Annotated in this window: 16 protein-coding genes and 1 pseudogene; 8 read left to right on the top strand and 9 right to left on the bottom strand. The window is 71.4% G+C overall.

Annotation, left to right across the window (positions count from 1 at the left end):
* Window positions 1-760: FAD-dependent oxidoreductase (locus ACJA3G_RS13360; protein ID WP_406553164.1), on the bottom strand; the 760-nt coding region annotated here is incomplete at its 3' end.
* Window positions 761-947: 187 nt separating this feature from the next.
* Here ACJA3G_RS13360 and ACJA3G_RS13355 point away from each other — a divergent pair.
* The 4 genes and pseudogenes from ACJA3G_RS13355 to ACJA3G_RS13340 all read left to right on the top strand — a co-directional run.
* Window positions 948-1,457: pseudogene (locus tag ACJA3G_RS13355) on the top strand (phosphatase PAP2 family protein); the annotation flags it as partial.
* Between the two features lie 209 nt (window positions 1,458-1,666).
* Window positions 1,667-2,611: a decaprenyl-phosphate phosphoribosyltransferase gene (locus tag ACJA3G_RS13350; RefSeq protein WP_406553163.1), complete on the top strand. Its 945-nt coding sequence runs from the start codon at window positions 1,667-1,669 to the stop codon at window positions 2,609-2,611.
* A complete protein-coding gene (locus ACJA3G_RS13345) occupies window positions 2,608-3,033 on the top strand; it encodes a GtrA family protein (protein ID WP_406553162.1) in 426 nt (141 codons plus the stop codon). The genes ACJA3G_RS13350 and ACJA3G_RS13345 overlap by 4 nt, the downstream gene beginning before the upstream one ends.
* The gene (locus ACJA3G_RS13340) at window positions 3,021-3,929 is read left to right on the top strand and encodes a YihY/virulence factor BrkB family protein (protein WP_406553161.1); all 909 of its coding nucleotides are present in this window, start codon (window positions 3,021-3,023) and stop codon (window positions 3,927-3,929) included. The genes ACJA3G_RS13345 and ACJA3G_RS13340 overlap by 13 nt, the downstream gene beginning before the upstream one ends.
* Here the strand turns inward: ACJA3G_RS13340 and ACJA3G_RS13335 are convergent.
* A complete protein-coding gene (locus ACJA3G_RS13335; protein WP_406553160.1) occupies window positions 3,883-5,163 on the bottom strand; it encodes a D-alanyl-D-alanine carboxypeptidase family protein in 1,281 nt (426 codons plus the stop codon). The two genes, ACJA3G_RS13340 and ACJA3G_RS13335, sit on opposite strands and share 47 nt — an antisense overlap.
* Before the next feature lie 109 nt (window positions 5,164-5,272).
* On the opposite strand from ACJA3G_RS13335, the gene ACJA3G_RS13330 reads away from it, so the two are divergent.
* Both ACJA3G_RS13330 and ACJA3G_RS13325 read left to right on the top strand, forming a co-directional pair.
* Window positions 5,273-5,557: an SCO4848 family membrane protein gene (locus ACJA3G_RS13330; protein WP_406553159.1), complete on the top strand. Its 285-nt coding sequence runs from the start codon at window positions 5,273-5,275 to the stop codon at window positions 5,555-5,557.
* 159 nt (window positions 5,558-5,716) lie between these two features.
* Window positions 5,717-7,273 carry an ABC transporter substrate-binding protein gene (locus ACJA3G_RS13325; protein ID WP_406553158.1) on the top strand — a complete coding sequence of 519 codons (1,557 nt, stop codon included), beginning with the start codon at window positions 5,717-5,719 and terminating at the stop codon, window positions 7,271-7,273.
* 21 nt (window positions 7,274-7,294) lie between these two features.
* Here the strand turns inward: ACJA3G_RS13325 and ACJA3G_RS13320 are convergent, their stop codons facing one another.
* Together ACJA3G_RS13320 and ACJA3G_RS13315 are read right to left on the bottom strand one after the other, a co-directional pair.
* A complete protein-coding gene (locus ACJA3G_RS13320; RefSeq protein ID WP_406553165.1) occupies window positions 7,295-8,023 on the bottom strand; it encodes a TetR/AcrR family transcriptional regulator in 729 nt (242 codons plus the stop codon).
* A gap of 30 nt (window positions 8,024-8,053) precedes the next feature.
* On the bottom strand, window positions 8,054-9,319 hold the full coding sequence (locus ACJA3G_RS13315) for an MFS transporter (RefSeq protein ID WP_406553157.1): 1,266 nt from the start codon (window positions 9,317-9,319) through the stop codon (window positions 8,054-8,056).
* 98 nt (window positions 9,320-9,417) lie between these two features.
* On the opposite strand from ACJA3G_RS13315, the gene ACJA3G_RS13310 reads away from it, so the two are divergent.
* On the top strand, window positions 9,418-9,933 hold the full coding sequence (locus tag ACJA3G_RS13310) for a MarR family winged helix-turn-helix transcriptional regulator (protein ID WP_406553156.1): 516 nt from the start codon (window positions 9,418-9,420) through the stop codon (window positions 9,931-9,933).
* A gap of 77 nt (window positions 9,934-10,010) precedes the next feature.
* On the opposite strand, the gene ACJA3G_RS13305 is transcribed toward ACJA3G_RS13310, so the two are convergent.
* The 5 genes from ACJA3G_RS13305 to ACJA3G_RS13285 all read right to left on the bottom strand — a co-directional run bounded on the left by ACJA3G_RS13305 (window position 10,011) and on the right by ACJA3G_RS13285 (window position 14,109).
* Window positions 10,011-10,790, bottom strand: a complete 780-nt coding sequence (locus ACJA3G_RS13305; RefSeq protein WP_406553155.1) for a succinate dehydrogenase iron-sulfur subunit — start codon at window positions 10,788-10,790, stop codon at window positions 10,011-10,013.
* Window positions 10,790-12,544 (bottom strand): succinate dehydrogenase flavoprotein subunit, encoded by a 1,755-nt coding sequence (gene sdhA / locus ACJA3G_RS13300; RefSeq protein ID WP_406553154.1) that lies wholly within the window; start codon window positions 12,542-12,544, stop codon window positions 10,790-10,792. The genes ACJA3G_RS13305 and sdhA overlap by 1 nt, the downstream gene beginning before the upstream one ends.
* Before the next feature lie 30 nt (window positions 12,545-12,574).
* Window positions 12,575-13,051 carry a succinate dehydrogenase hydrophobic membrane anchor subunit gene (locus tag ACJA3G_RS13295; protein WP_406553153.1) on the bottom strand — a complete coding sequence of 159 codons (477 nt, stop codon included), beginning with the start codon at window positions 13,049-13,051 and terminating at the stop codon, window positions 12,575-12,577.
* Between the two features lie 8 nt (window positions 13,052-13,059).
* Window positions 13,060-13,440, bottom strand: coding sequence for a succinate dehydrogenase, cytochrome b556 subunit (gene sdhC / locus ACJA3G_RS13290; RefSeq protein WP_406553152.1), 381 nt, complete (start codon window positions 13,438-13,440; stop codon window positions 13,060-13,062).
* A 216-nt stretch (window positions 13,441-13,656) separates the two neighbouring features.
* Window positions 13,657-14,109, bottom strand: coding sequence for a 2-oxo-4-hydroxy-4-carboxy-5-ureidoimidazoline decarboxylase (locus ACJA3G_RS13285; protein ID WP_406553151.1), 453 nt, complete (start codon window positions 14,107-14,109; stop codon window positions 13,657-13,659).
* Between the two features lie 494 nt (window positions 14,110-14,603).
* Here ACJA3G_RS13285 and ACJA3G_RS13280 point away from each other — a divergent pair.
* Window positions 14,604-14,809, top strand: a 206-nt coding sequence (locus tag ACJA3G_RS13280; RefSeq protein ID WP_406553150.1) for a hypothetical protein, incomplete at its 3' end; no start/stop codon positions are given.

The raw sequence follows: 14,809 nt of genomic DNA, 5'->3' as shown, positions 1-14,809 counted from the left end.
GCGGAGCCCTGCCCGCGCGTCCGCGCAGCGCCCCGAGCGGCGCGTGATCGCCCCGGGTCAGCACCGCCCGGCCCGTCCTCGCGCCCCGGGCCAGCAGGTCGATCCAGGCCACCGAGTAGCGGTAGCGGTGGTCCGTCGCCGTCAGCCGCGCCATCAGGTCGTCCAGGTCCGCCGCCCGTTCGGTGTCCACCGTCATCAGGGACGTCTCCACCGGGTGCAGGCGCAGCTCGGCGGTGAGGATCAGCCCCGTCAGGCCCATGCCGCCCGCCGTCGCGTGGAACAGCTCGTCCGAGGGGGTGAGCCTGCGGACCGTGCCGTCCGCCGTGAGGAGGTCGAGGGCGCGTACATGGCGGGAGAAGGCGCCCGAGCCGTGGTGGTTCTTGCCGTGGATGTCCGCGCCGATCGCGCCGCCGACCGTGACGTACCGGGTCCCGGGCGTCACCGGCACGAACCAGCCCAGCGGCAGCAGGACCTCCATCAGGCGGTGGAGGCTGACGCCGGCCTCGCAGACCACCACACCCGCCTCGGCGTCGATGGTCCGGATGCGGTCGAGGCCGGTCATGTCCAGGACGACGCCCCCAGCGTTCTGCGCCGCGTCGCCGTACGCCCGGCCCAGGCCCCGGGCGATGGACCCGCGTGCCCCGCCCGCGAGGACGGCGGCCACCGCCTCCTCGTACGTACGCGGGCGGACCAGCCGGGCGGCCGTCGGGGCGGTGCGGCCCCAGCCGGTCACGGGCGTCGGGGCGGGGGCGGCAGGCATGACAGCGACCGTAGCGGGGCTTCTCCGACGAGTGTGGCGTTATGCCCTTTTTGGCATGTTGCTCACCGAAATGGGTGATTGAGTGAGTGTCAAGCGGCATTGACGCGCATCCGGCGCCGCCGCCGGGGAGAGTCGCGTACGGCTGACGGCCGATCGGTGGGGCCGTCTCACGGGATTGGGGTGTCAGATGCGGTACTCCGACGCGGACCACCGGCTGCTGGCGGCGCTGCGCGACTGCGGCGCCCGGCCACGGGTGGCCGTGGCCGCCCGCGTGTTCTCGTACGCCGGGGAGCACGCGGCGGTGTGGCTGGCGGGCGGGGCGCTCGCCGCCGCCGTCGACCGGGAGCGGCGCGCGGGCTGGCTGCGCGGGGCCGCGCTGGTCGGGGCCGCGCACCTGGCCAGCATGGGCGTGAAGCGGGTGGTGCGGCGGCCCCGGCCGCTCCTGCCCGCCCGGGAGCCGCTGGTGCGCACCGCCGGGCGGCACTCCTTCCCCAGCTCGCACGCCGCCTCGGCCGCCGCGGCGGCCGTCGCCTACGGCGCGCTGCGGCCCGCCGGGGCGCGTCTGGTGCCGCCGCTCGCCGCCGCGATGTGTGTGTCCCGGCTGGTCGCCGGCGTCCACTACCCCTCGGACGTGCTGGCCGGAGCGCTCCTGGGCGGGGCCACGGCACGGCTGGGGGCACGGTGGCTGAGCCGGGGCTTTCCCGGGGGTGCCCCCCGGCGTCGGCTGCGCGTCAACCTGCCGCCCGGTGGGGGCCGGCCGCGCAGTTCCCCGCGCCCCTCAGGGGCTCCGCCTCTCGGCGCCAAAGGCGCCGGGCCGACCAGGGGTGCGGGGAACCGCGCGAGCAGCCCACCACCGGCCCGGACGCGTCCGCCCGCCCGCCCGCTGCCCGCGCCGGGAGCCGGCTCATGAGCCGCCCCGGCCTCGCCGTCCTCGAAGAACGGGTCGCCCGGCACCCCGGGCGGCGCGCGCTGGGCGTGCCCGCCGGCCTGCTCAGGACCGCGCGCCCCCGGCAGTGGATCAAGAACGTGCTGGTGGCCGCCGCGCCCGCCGCCGCCGGGCAGCTCGACTCGCGGCACACCCTGCGCCAACTCCTGCTGATCTTCGTGCTGTTCACGGCCGCCGCCTCGGCCGTCTACCTCGTCAACGACGCCCGTGACGCCGCCGCCGACCGCGCGCACCCGCTCAAGTGCCGCCGCCCGGTGGCCACCGGACAGGTGCCGGTGTCCGTCGCGTACGCCACCGGGGGGCTGCTCGCGCTGCTCGCCCCGCTCGGCGCGGCCCTCACCTGCAACGCCATGACGGCGACCCTGCTCACCGCGTACGTGGCGATGCAGCTCGCCTACTGCGTCAAGCTCAAGCACGTCCTCGTCGTCGACCTCGTCGTGGTCACCGCCGGTTTCCTGATGCGGGCCATGATCGGCGGGGTCGCGCTCGCCATCCCGCTCTCGCGCTGGTTCCTGATCACCGCCGGTTTCGGCGCGCTGTTCATGGTCGCGGCCAAGCGGTACTCGGAAGCCGTCCAGATGGAGGGGCGCGGCGGCGCCACCCGCGCGCTCCTGGACGCGTACACCACCGGCTATCTGCGGTTCGTCTGGCAGCTCGCGGCCGGGGTCGCGGTCCTCGCGTACTGCATGTGGGCGCTGGAGAGCGGCGGTATGACGGGCGGCTCGCTGCTGCCGTGGCGGCAGCTGTCGATGGTCCCGTTCATCGGCGGGATCCTGCGGTACGCCGTCTTCGCCGACCGGGGGAGCGCGGGCGCCCCCGAGGACGTGGTGCTGCGCGACCGGGCGCTGGTGGTCATCGCGCTGGTGTGGATCGCGCTGTACGGGCTGGCGGTGTCGGATCTGTGAGGGTGCGCCGGGCCGAGCTGGCCGGTTTCGCGCTGACCGGGAGCTGCGCGTACGCCGTCGACCTCGGCCTGTTCGTGTGGCTGCGGTCGGGGCTCGGGTGGGACCCGGTGGCCGCCAAGTGCCTGTCCTTCGTGGCGGGGTGCACCGTCGCGTACCTCGGCAACGCCTTCGGGACCTACCGGGGCAGCCGGGCCGGGGGACGCGAGTACGCCGTGTTCTTCGCGGTGAACATCGCGGGCGCGCTGGTGCAGTTGCTCTGTCTGACCGTCACCCACTACGGCCTCGGCCTCACCTCGCCGCGCGCCGACACGCTCTCGGGTGCCGTGTTCGGCATGGCACTCGCCACCTGCCTGCGCTTCTGGGGGACCCGGACGCTTGTCTTCCGGGCTGAGGAGGGTACTCGCACGTCATGGACTGGCTGAAGAACCTTCCCGTCGTCGGGCCGTGGGTCACCCGGCTGATGCGGACGCACGCGTGGCGGTCGTACGAGCGGCTCGACCGGGTGCGCTGGTCCCGGCTCGCCGCCGCGATCACCTTCATCAGCTTCCTCGCGCTCTTCCCGCTGCTCACCGTGAGCGCGGCCGTGGCCGCCGCCGTGCTGACCCCGGGCCGGGTGGAGAAGCTCCAGAACACCCTCGCCGAGCAGGTCCCCGGCATCTCCGACCAGCTCGACCTCCAGGACCTGACCCGCAACGCGGGCACGGTCGGCGTGGTCGCGGGCGCCCTGCTGCTGTTCACCGGCATCGGCTGGATCGGCCAGATGCGCGGCTGTCTGCGGGTGGTGTGGGACCGGGACGACGAGGAGGAGAACCCGTTCCTGCGCAAGCTCAAGGACGGCGGGGTGCTGGTCGGTCTCGGCGGCGCCGGGCTCGCCTCGTTCGCCGCGTCCTCGATCGGTTCGACGGCCGTGGGCTGGGCCGCCGCCCAGCTGGGCCTGGAGCACAACGGCGTCGGCCGGGTCTTCCTGGGGATCGTGGCGATCGCGGTGGCCGCCGCCGCCGACTTCCTGGTCCTGATGTACGTACTGACCCTGCTGCCCGGGGTCTCCCCGCCGCGCCGCCACCTGCTGACCGCGGGCGTCATCGGCGCGGTGGGGTTCGAGCTGCTGAAGGTGCTGCTCGGCGGCTATATGCAGGGGGTCGCCGCCAAGAGCATGTACGGGGCGTTCGGGGTGCCCATCGCGCTGCTGCTGTGGATCAACCTCACCGCGAAGCTGCTGCTGTTCTGCGCGGCCTGGACGGCCACCCCGGCCAAGGAGGACGACCCCTGCCTCACCGCTTGCGACGCACCAGCTCCGGAAGAGGCCAGCGCCGGTTGAGCAGGAACACCCCGGCGGCGACCACCAGCAGGGCGCCGGCCGCGATGCCGAACGCGGTGGCGACGCCACCGGAGCCGGGCCCCTTGCGGGCGGTGACCGCCGCCTTCGCGGGGTCCTGGGCGGCGGCGCTCGACGGCGGCTGCGAGCCCTGCGGGGTGGTGGCCGGGAGCGCCGACCTGGGCGGCACGAGCTCGCCCACCGGGGTGACCTTGCCGGCCGCCGCGAAGCCCCAGTCCAGCAGGCGGGCGGCCTCCTTGTAGACGGCCTGGCCCTCGGAGGAGTCCGGGTTCATCACGGTGACGAGCAGCACCCGGCCGCCGCGCTCGGCGACGCCGGTGAAGGTGGCGCCCGCGTTGGTGGTGTTGCCGTTCTTGACGCCGGCGATGCCCTTGTACGGGTCCAGGCCCCGCTCGCCGACGAGCAGCCGGTTGGTGTTCTGGATCTCGAAGTAGTCGCGCTCGTGGTTCTTGCCCTCGGCGCCGGGGAACTTGGCGGAGGCGGTGGAGCAGTAGTCGCGGAAGTCCTTCTTCTGCAGGCCCGAGCGGGCGAACAGGGTGAGGTCGTAGGCGCTGGAGACCTGCCCGGGGGCGTCGTAGCCGTCCGGCGAGACCACATGGGTGTCGAGCGCCTGGAGGTCCTGGGCGTGCGCCTGCATGTCCTGGACGGTCTTGGGCACCCCGCCGTTCATCGACGACAGGACGTGCACGGCGTCGTTGCCGGAGCGCAGGAAGACACCGAGCCACAGGTCGTGCACGGTGTACGGCAGGTTCTCGTGGATGGGCACGATGCTGCTGCCCTCGCCGACGCCCTCCAGGTCCGCGGGGGTGACGGTGTGCACGTCGGTCCTGGGGAACTTGGGCAGCACGGTGTCCGCGAAGAGCATCTTCAGGGTGGAGGCCGGAGGCAGTCGCCAGTGCGCGTTGTGCGAGGCGAGCACCTGGCCGTTCTCCGCGTCCGCCACGATCCAGGAGCGGCCCGAGACCTCCATCGGCAGCACCGGCGCGCCGGGGCCCAGCTTCACCTGGGTGCCGGGCTGTCCGAGCAGCGCGCCGCCGACGGTCGACATGGCGGCGGGCGGCGGGTCGGGGTCCCTGCGGGTCTTGCCGGGCTGGCCCTGCGTGCCGGGTTTGTCGTCGTTGGGCAGCGCCGACGCGGGCGCGGCGGCGAGCGCGGGCAGCAGCGCGGCGACCGCGATCGCCAGCGCGATCCTGGCGGGCTTCTTCACAGCAGACACGGACGAGAACGTACAGGCCGAAGGTGTCGATCCGAACACCGCGGGGGTGACCCGCCGGGAGCCGCCACCCGCCCGGCTGTGCCCGCTTCGCCCCGGAGATACTGATTCCATGAAGCTCAGCAGCCGCGTCTCCTGGTTCCTGCTCGCGTTCGGAGTGTGGAGCTGGATCATCTGGATCACTTTCGTCAAGAACCTGTGGAAGGACGGCAGCGGGCTGGCCTTCGACGACGCGGGCGACCCGACGGCGTACTTCTGGGTGCACCTCACCCTCGCCGTCGTGTCCTTTCTCCTGGGGACGGGTGTCGGCCTCATCGGGTTCCGTTCCGTACGCCATCTGCGCGCGCAGGCCGCCTCCGCGGCCCCGGCCGCCGGGTCACGGACCGCTAACGACTAGCGCGAGTCCCCTTGTCACGCGCGGCTAACGAGTAGCTGTGTAGTGAAGATTTCCTCTTCCGAATGTGAAACCCGTGTGATTGGGTGAGCGCCATCACAGGGGTGCGCGAGGGGGTTCGGCACGCCCTGAAGGGTGGGGCGTTGCGAGGAGAGCACGGCGATGCGGTCGATCCGTATGCGGATTCTGGCGATTTGTGCGGTACTGGTGGTCGTCGGGGTGGGGGGATGGCAACTACTGCCGTCCGACGGGAAGAAGAAGGACCCGATCACGGTCGGGACGACGGACGCGATCACGTCACTGGACCCGGCCGGCGCCTATGACGCCGGCTCCTGGGCGCTCTACAGCAACGTCTACCAGACCCTGCTCACCTTCAAGCCGGGCTCGGCGGTCCCGGTGCCGGACGCGGCGCGCAGCTGCCGGTTCATCGGGCTGAAGCTGATGACGTACCAGTGCGAGCTGCGCGACGGGCTGACCTTCTCGTCCGGACGCAGGCTCACCGGGGCCGACGTCAAGTTCTCCTTCGACCGGGTGATGAAGATCAAGAGCGATGTGGGCCCGGCCTCGCTGCTCTCCTCCCTCGGCTCGGTCCAGGCCGAGGGCGACACCGTCACCTTCAATCTGAAGACCAAGGACGCGACCTTCCCGTCCAAGCTCGCGACCGGTGCCGGGTCGATCGTGGACCGGGAGGCGTACCCGGAGAAGTCGCTGCGCAAGGGCGACGGCGTGGTCGGCTCCGGCCCGTACCTGCTCAAGGCGTACAAGCAGGGCCAGAGCGCGACGCTGGAGCCCAACCCCGACTACCGGGGGGCGGTCGGCAAGAAGGGCCTGCCGATCCAGGTGCGTTACTACGCCGAGGCCGACCAGCTCAACCAGGCGTGGAAGGACGGGCAGGTCGAGGTCGCGCACCGGCAGATGCCGCCCAAGGTGCTCGCCAAGCTGTCGCCGGGCGACCCGGACATCCGCATCAGCGAGACGCCCGGGGCCGAGACCCGCAATCTGAACATCAACGTCCGGCCCGGCCATCCGCTGGCCAAGACCAAGGTCCGCCAGGCGCTGGCCGCGCTGATCGACCGGCCGGCGCTGGCCGCCGGGGTCTACGACGGCACGGTCGAGCCGCTGTTCTCGCTGATCCCGCAGGGCTTCACCGGCCACAGCACGGCCTTCTTCGACGCCTATCCCAGGGTGGACGTGGGCAGGGCGAAGTCCCTGCTGAAGTCGGTGGACGTGCGCACCCCCGTGAAGTTCACCCTCGCCTACCGCAAGCTCGCCGCCAACGGCGCCGAGGCGGAGCTGCTCAAGGCGCAGCTGGAGAAGGGCGGGCTGTTCGAGGTCGACCTGCTGGCCGAGGCCGACTGGACGAAGATGCAGAAGAACTACGCGGCCGGGGTCTACGACGCGTACACCGCGGGCTGGGTCGCGGACTTCCCCGACCCGGACAACTTCAGCCAGCCGCTGGTCGGCACCGGGAACAGCCTGCACACCGGGTACTCGGACAAGGACGTCGACGGCATCATCCAGCGCACCCAGCAGTACAGCGACCGGGGCCGCACCGCAGACGACTTCAAGGCGCTCCAGGACAAGATCGCCGAGGACGTGCCGCTGATCCCGCTGTGGCAGGGCAAGGACTATGTGGTGAGCAGCCGCAGCGTCGGCGGGCTGCAGTACCTGTCGGACGGAACCGGTGTGTGGCGGCTGTGGGAGCTGAGCTGGATCTGAGCCGGATCCGGGCCGGCCGGCTCAGGACTTCCTGCGGGCCGTCGCCGCCTGGGCCATGCCCGGCAGGAAGTCCGTGAACAGTTCGTGGACCTCGTGGACGAGGGGGCGCAGCACCCGGAAGCGGGCGAGCGCGACCCCGCGCGTGGTGAGCCGGGCGCCGCGCGCCGCGAGCCGGTAGCTGCGCTCGCGGCCCTCGGAGCGGTCGAACACCCAGTACAGGACCAGGCCCATCTGGGAGAGCCACATCAACTCGGGCAGGACGTCGGCGAGTTCGGCGGGGACCTTGGACCTGGTCCCCGCCAGCACCTCGCGGTGCACGTCGATCGCGGCCTGTCGGGCGTGCTCGGACTCCGGTGAGAACGGGCTGAGCGGGCTGTCGGGGTCCGCCGCGTTCTTGAAGAACTGCGCGGCGAACTCGTGGTACGGGGCCGCGATGTCCAGCCAGGCGCTCAGCACTCCGGCGAGCCGCGCCTCCAGATCGGTCTCGCGGTCCAGCACCTCCCGTACCGCCGCCTGGTGTTCGGCGGCGATCCGGTCGTAGAAGCCCTGGATCAGGTGCTCCTTGCCGGCGAAGTAGTAGTACGCGTTGCCGACGGAGACCCCGGCCTCCTTGGCGATGGCCCGCATCGTGGTCCGGTCGTACCCGAGCTCCTGGAACAGCCGCATGGCGGTCTCCAGGATCAGGGTGCGGGTCTGCTCGCCCTTGGCGGGCTCGGACCTGCTCGGGGGGAGCTCGGACTCGGCGGGCACGCGCGCGTTCTCTGCTGGCACGGCATGAGCCTAATCGGCCACGGGAGAGCCGCTGTCGCAGGTCGGCCGGTCGGGGACGGGCGCGGCCGGGGCGGGGCGTCCGAACCGGCGCACCCCCGGCACCGCGGCCGTCGCCAGACAGGCGCCGCCCACCACGACGGCCGCCGCCAGCAGCGGCACCCCGGGACCCCAGGCGTCGGCGGCCAGGGGCGCGAGCGCGTACCCCAGGGGCATCGCCGCGAGCGAGAGCAGCCAGTCGTACGAGGTGACCCGGGCCAGCACATGGGCCGGTACGGCCGACTGCACGACCGTCTCCCAGACCGGTGACAGAAAGCCGAGGCCGGCCTGGGCGATGCCGTACGCGGCGATGACGAGCGGCGCGGGGGCGGAGAGTGCGAGCAGGGTGAGCGGCAGGGCGTAGGTGGCCAGGCCCAGGTTGGCGGTGAGGACGGGCCGCCGCGGCCGGGCCCGCCCGGCGGCCAGCGAGCCGAGCAGCAGGCCCACCGCGCCGGTCTGGAGGAAGGCCAGCCAGAACGTCCTGCCGTCGAACTCCTCGAAGGCGATGGCCGGTCCGAGCGTCATCAGGACGGCGGCGGCGCCGTTCCAGGCGGAGTGGGCGAACAGGCTGGTCCAGTACCAGTCCCGCGAGCGCACCTCGCTCCAGCCCTCCTTGAGGTCGGCGGTGAGCGAGCTCCGGGCGAGCGGCACGTGCCGGACCCGGATCGCGCTCAGCAGGGCCGCGCTGAGGGCGAAGGACGCCGAGTCCAGGACGAAGGCCCAGCCGGGGCCGATGGTGAGGATGAGCGCGCCCGCGAGCGCCGGGCCGCCCACCCGGGTGGCGCTGGAGACCACCCCCATCAGGGCGTTGGCGCGGCCGAGGCCGCCCTCCCCGACCGTCCCGGTGAGCAGCGGTGCCAGGACGGGCATCGCGAACGCGGAGGCGGCGCCGCCGATCGCCTCCGCGAGCGCGATCTGCCACAGCCGGGGCTCGCCGCCGAGCAGTTCGACGCCCACGAAGAGCTGGGTGGCGCAGCGGACGAGGTCGGTGGCGAGCGCGACGGTCCGGGCGTTGAGGCGGTCGCCGATCACACCGCCGACCGGCAGGAGCAGCAGCCGGGGGACCATCGAGCAGCCGAGCACCAGCGCGAGGTCGGCGGTGGAGCCGGTCGCCAGATAGACGGCGAGGGCGAGCGACGCCGGGATCACGGCGTCGCCCAGCAGGGACAGGGAGCGGCCGATGAAGAGCAGCCGGAACGCGCGCGTGCGCAGGGGATGGGGCGGAGGTGGCGGGATCATGCCGAAAATGTATTTCGGAAACTAATAATTCGTCAACGAAATATATGGAACCGAAGGAGTGGCAGCCGGATGTCCGGCCGCGTACGTACGATCAGGGCATGGAGCACGCAGACGACGGAGCCGGGGAGAAGCGGGACTGGACCGACGGGCACGTGGAGCGGTGGCTGCCCGTGCTGCCGGGACTCGACCCGGTGGTCGAGGGCGCGGTGACCCGGATGAAGATGCTCTCCAGCCATCTGCGGCGGGTACGGGAGCGGTCGCTGGCCGACTTCGCGCTCGACCGGCCGGAGTTCGACACACTCCACAAACTGGCCGGGCGCGGCGGGACGGCGACGCCGTCGCAGCTCGCCATGGACCTGGACCTCGCGCCCGCCTCCGTCACCGGGCGCCTCGACGCGCTGGAGCGGCGCGGCTTCGTCCGCCGGACGCCCTCCACCACGGACCGGCGGCGGGTCCACGTCGAGCTGACCGACTCCGGCCGGGCGGTGTGGCAGGGCGCGATGGACATGCTGGGGGACGAGGAGTCCCGGGTGCTGGGGGCGCTGTCGCCCGGTGAGCGGGAGCTGCTCAACGACATGCTGCGGCGGATCATGGTGCTCGCCGAGGGGCGCTGAGCCCCGCGCCCGGCACGGCCGAGGCCCCGCCTCCCGAAAACGGGGGGCGGGGCCTCGGACGCGTACGGCTCAGGTGCTCAGAAGCGGCGCGTGATCAGTGCGCGCTTCACTTCCTGGATCGCCTTGGTGACCTCGATGCCGCGCGGGCACGCGTCCGTGCAGTTGAACGTGGTGCGGCAGCGCCACACGCCGTCCTTGTCGTTCAGGATCTCCAGGCGCTGCTCGCCGGCCTCGTCACGCGAGTCGAAGATGAAGCGGTGCGCGTTGACGATCGCCGCCGGGCCGAAGTACTGGCCGTCGTTCCAGAACACCGGGCACGAGGACGTGCACGCGGCGCACAGGATGCACTTCGTCGTGTCGTCGAAGCGCTCGCGGTCCTCGGCCGACTGCAGCCGCTCGCGGGTCGGCTCGTTGGTGTCCTTCGTGATGAGGAAGGGCATCACGTCGCGGTACGCCTGGAAGAACGGCTCCATGTCCACGACCAGGTCCTTCAGGACCGTGAGGCCCTTGATGGGCTCGACCGTGATCGGCTTCTCCGGGTTGATGTCCTTGATCAGCGTCTTGCACGCGAGGCGGTTCTTGCCGTTGATCCGCATCGCGTCGGAGCCGCAGATGCCGTGGGCGCAGGAGCGGCGGAAGGTGAGCGAGCCGTCCAGATCCCACTTGATCTTGTGGAGACCGTCGAGCACACGCTCCTTCGGGTCGATCTCCAGCTGGAAGTCCTGCCACGTCGCCTCGGCCGAGACCTCCGGGTTGAACCGGCGGATCCGGAAGGTGACCGTGATGTACGGCGAGTCACCGAAGCCGGGCTCCGGCGCGCCTGCCTTGTCGGCCTTGTCGAGGGTAGGGGTTGCCATCAGTACTTACGCTCCATCGGCTGGTAGCGGGTCTGGACGACGGGCTTGTAGTCGAGTCGGATCGAGTCCTTGCCGCCGTCCGCGACCTCGCGGTACGCCATGGTGTGGCGCATGAAGTTGACGTCGTCGCGGTTGGGGTAGTCCTCGCGGTAGTGACCGCCGCGGGACTCCTTGCGCGCCAGGGCGGAGACGGCCATCACCTCGGCCAGGTCGAGCAGGTTGCCCAGCTCGATGGCCTCAAGGAGGTCGGTGTTGAACCGCTTGCCCTTGTCCTGGACCGAGACGTTCTGGTAGCGCTCGCGGAGCTCCGCGATCTTCTCCACGGCCGTCTTGATCGTCTGCTCGGTGCGGAAGACCATGACGTTGGCGTCCATGGTCTCCTGGAGCTCCTTGCGGATCACCGACACCCGCTCGGTGCCGGTCGACGACAGCAGGTTCTTGACCTGCGTCTCCACCAGCTCCGCCGGGTTGGCCGGCAGCTCGACGAAGTCGGCCTTCGCCGAGTACTCCGCCGCCGCGATGCCCGCGCGCTTGCCGAACACGTTGATGTCCAGGAGCGAGTTGGTGCCCAGCCGGTTGGCGCCGTGCACCGACACACAGGCGACCTCGCCGGCCGCGTACAGACCCGGGACGACCGTGGTGTTGTCCGCGAGGACCTCACCCTGGACGTTGGTGGGGATGCCGCCCATGGCGTAGTGCGCGGTGGGCTGGATCGGGATCGGGTCCGTGTAGGGCTCGATACCGAGGTACGTACGGGCGAACTCCGTGATGTCGGGCAGCTTGGCGTCCAGCTGCTCCGGCGGGAGGTGCGTGAGGTCGAGGTAGACGTGGTCGCCCTCGGGACCGCAGCCGCGGCCCTCACGGATCTCGGTGTAGATGGAGCGCGAGACGACGTCACGGGACGCGAGGTCCTTCATGACCGGCGCGTACTTCTCCATGAAGCGCTCGCCGTCCTTGTTGCGGAGGATGCCGCCCTCACCGCGGGCGCCCTCCGTCAGCAGGATGCCCATGCGCCAGATGCCCGTCGGGTGGAACTGGAAGAACTCCATGTCCTCCAGCGGCAGGCCCCGGCGGTAGCAGGCGGCCTGGCCGTCACCGGTCAGGGTGTGCGCGTTGGAGGTCACCTTGAAGAACTTGCCGGTGCCGCCGGACGCGTAGATCACGGACTTCGCCTGGAAGACGTGGATCTCGCCGGTCGCGAGCTCGTACGCCACCACACCGGCGGACGTCTTGACGCCGTCGACCTCGGTGATGAGCTGGTCGAGCACGTAGAACTCGTTGAAGAACTCCACGCCCTCCTTGACGCAGTTCTGGTACAGCGTCTGGAGGATCATGTGGCCGGTGCGGTCCGCGGCGTAGCAGGACCGGCGCACCGGGGCCTCGCCGTGGTTGCGCGAGTGGCCGCCGAAGCGGCGCTGGTCGATGGTGCCGTCCGGGGTCCGGTTGAACGGCAGGCCCATCTTCTCCAGGTCGAGGACGGCGTCGATGGCCTCCTTCGCCAGGATCTCGGCGGCGTCCTGGTCGACCAGGTAGTCACCGCCCTTGACCGTGTCGAAGGTGTGCCACTCCCAGTTGTCCTCCTCCACGTTGGCGAGCGCGGCGGCCATGCCGCCCTGCGCCGCGCCCGTGTGGGACCGGGTGGGGTAGAGCTTGGTCAGCACCGCGGTGCGGCTGCGCTTCGTCGCCTCGATGGCGGCGCGCATACCGGCGCCGCCGGCGCCGACGATGACGGTGTCGTACTTGTGGATCTTCATCAGAAATTCCTCAGTCCCTCAGCCCGTGGCCTAGCGGATGTTCGGGTCGAAGGTGAAGATCACCAGCGTGCCCAGCAGGACGGTGAACACCGTGGCGGTGTAGAGCAGCATCTTCAGCCAGAAGCGGGTGTTGTCCCGCTGCGCGTAGTCGTTGATGACCGTGCGCAGGCCGTTGGCGCCGTGCAGCATCGCCAGCCACAGCATGGCCAGGTCCCAGACCTGCCAGAACGGGTTGGCCCAGCGGCCCGCCACGAAGGCGAAGCCGATCTTGGAGACGCCGCCGTCGAGCACCAGCTGGATGCACAGGTGGGTGACGACGAGGACCACCAGGACGACGCCGGACAGCCGCATGAACAGCCAGCCGTACAGCTCGAAGTTGGTACGGGTCGACTTCGGCGTCTTCTTGGTCCGCTTGCGCGGGGCCTCGATGAACGGCGCGGGGTTGTCGGCGTCGTACAGGCCGGCGGCCTCGACGTCGCCGATCGCGGAAGTGGTTTCGGCAGACATGTCAGTCCTCAGCTCCCGAACAGTTCACGGGTGGCGTGGCCGAGCACCGGGTACAGCGCGCCGACCATCAGAATGAGCCAGATGATCACCACGGACCACAGCATCTGCTTCTGGTAGCGGGGGCCCTTGGCCCAGAAGTCGACCGCGATGATGCGGAGACCGTTGAGCGCGTGGAAGAGGATGGCGGCGACGAGGCCGTACTCCAGAAGCGCCACGATCGGCGTCTTGTAGGTAGCGACGACCTTGTCGTAGTCCTCGGGGGAGACACGCACGAGAGCGGTGTCGAGGACATGGACGAACAGGAAGAAGAAAATGAGGACACCGGTGACTCGATGAGCCACCCACGACCACATACCTTCCCGGCCGCGGTACAGCGTTCCAGCCGGCACGGAAAAACCCTCCGGGAGCGGGGACTAGGGCCGGCCGGCTTGACTGTCGGTCTGACCCGGCCGGGTACGGTCCACCGGCCCCGGTCATCGTAGCGACGAGATGTCGGTTCGTTCGCGCGGGGTCCTCAGGTGTGATCAAACAGGCAATCAATCAGCCACGGACGGGCTAGGGAGCGGCCCGGAGGAGCCGTCACGGGGCCGGTGGTGGGGGCGGGTTCAGCGGGGCGCGCCCGCGGTGTCCGGTTCCAGGTGGTTGGTCAGGAGATGGGTGATCCGGGCGCGGGCGAGTCGGCGCAGCTCGTCGGCGGCGATGGCCCGCTCCTCGTCCCGCTCGTTGGTCATCCGCACCCGGATGCCCCCGAGCAACTCGTTCAGGTGTTCGGTGGGTCGCCGTCCCTCCAGGCAGATCACGAAGGCGTGCCCGAACCGGCTCTCGTACGCGGCGTGCGCCGCCCGCAGCGCGGTGTGGGCCGACCGCGGGGCCGTGGCGGCGAGCCCCGGCGAGCGCTCCTGGGCCAGCGCCTCGGTGAGGTCGTCGGGGGAGAGGTCGTAGCCGGCCTCGTCGACCGCAGCGAGCAGCGCGTCCAGATCCGGGTAGGGGCGGTGGGCGGCCACCCGCTGGGCCCAGCGGCGGCTGGCACAGCAGTCGAGCAGCACGGCCTCGGCCACCGGCGCCGGGGCCCGGTTGAACCGCGCAAGACCGTCCCCGGCCGGTACGCGGTCCGGCGCACCGGCGGACTCACCGGCCGGCCCGTACGGGCCCGGAATGAGGGGGTTGGCGGGGAGCTGGCCCGGTATGGCCGGGCGGCCCGGGGAGCGGGGAGTGTGATGGAGTGGCGGCGGTCGCTTCCGGGGGCCGGCGTGGGATTCGCTGGACAGCGTGGGGCTCCTCGAAACGGACGGCGAACGCGGCCGGCCAGGGCTTCGGGCGGGCCGGTGGGAGACAGCGATACCAAGGGCAAGCGCAGACAAGCGCAGACAAGCGGAGAGGCGGGAGGTGAAGGAGGGGTGGGAGTGCCGCCACGCTATCGACGCGGGGTGGAGGGCGCCCGACGGTTGCGCGAATTTCACCCGGACGTGAGGGGTGCACTGCGCATAGTGGACGACTCCCGGGTTTTCCGCCGTGCCTTCGCCGTGCTTGTTCCCGTATGGGAGGATTCTGAATGATGTCGCAGTCCAGGAGTGCCGGCGGCGCCGACGGCGCCCGGGGTGAGCGGACGGCCCGGATGAGCCGGGGCGCCCTGGTCGCCCGTGTCGCCGTGGCGGCCGTGGCCGCCCTGGTGCTCACGGTGCTGGTCTGGCCCGAGGACGACACCCACGGCGGCCACGGCGGCCGGGTCGACCCCAAGCCGGGCGCCTCCCCCTCGCC

Source organism: Streptomyces sp. YS-3 (assembly GCF_045257485.1).
GTDB lineage: Bacteria > Actinomycetota > Actinomycetes > Streptomycetales > Streptomycetaceae > Streptomyces.
Note: the sequence above shows the minus strand (reverse complement) of the source record. Positions and strands in the feature narration are given on the sequence as shown.

Coding starts and splice junctions, on each gene's coding strand:
- ACJA3G_RS13310 (WP_406553156.1), top strand. CDS start 9,418: ATGGAGCACGCAGACGACGGAGCCGGGGAGAAGCGGGACTGGACCGAC.
- ACJA3G_RS13325 (WP_406553158.1), top strand. CDS start 5,717: ATGCGGTCGATCCGTATGCGGATTCTGGCGATTTGTGCGGTACTGGTG.
- ACJA3G_RS13315 (WP_406553157.1), bottom strand. CDS start 9,319: ATGATCCCGCCACCTCCGCCCCATCCCCTGCGCACGCGCGCGTTCCGG.
- ACJA3G_RS13330 (WP_406553159.1), top strand. CDS start 5,273: ATGAAGCTCAGCAGCCGCGTCTCCTGGTTCCTGCTCGCGTTCGGAGTG.
- ACJA3G_RS13305 (WP_406553155.1), bottom strand. CDS start 10,790: ATGGCAACCCCTACCCTCGACAAGGCCGACAAGGCAGGCGCGCCGGAG.
- sdhA (WP_406553154.1), bottom strand. CDS start 12,544: ATGAAGATCCACAAGTACGACACCGTCATCGTCGGCGCCGGCGGCGCC.
- ACJA3G_RS13350 (WP_406553163.1), top strand. CDS start 1,667: ATGAGCCGCCCCGGCCTCGCCGTCCTCGAAGAACGGGTCGCCCGGCAC.
- ACJA3G_RS13340 (WP_406553161.1), top strand. CDS start 3,021: ATGGACTGGCTGAAGAACCTTCCCGTCGTCGGGCCGTGGGTCACCCGG.
- ACJA3G_RS13295 (WP_406553153.1), bottom strand. CDS start 13,051: ATGTCTGCCGAAACCACTTCCGCGATCGGCGACGTCGAGGCCGCCGGC.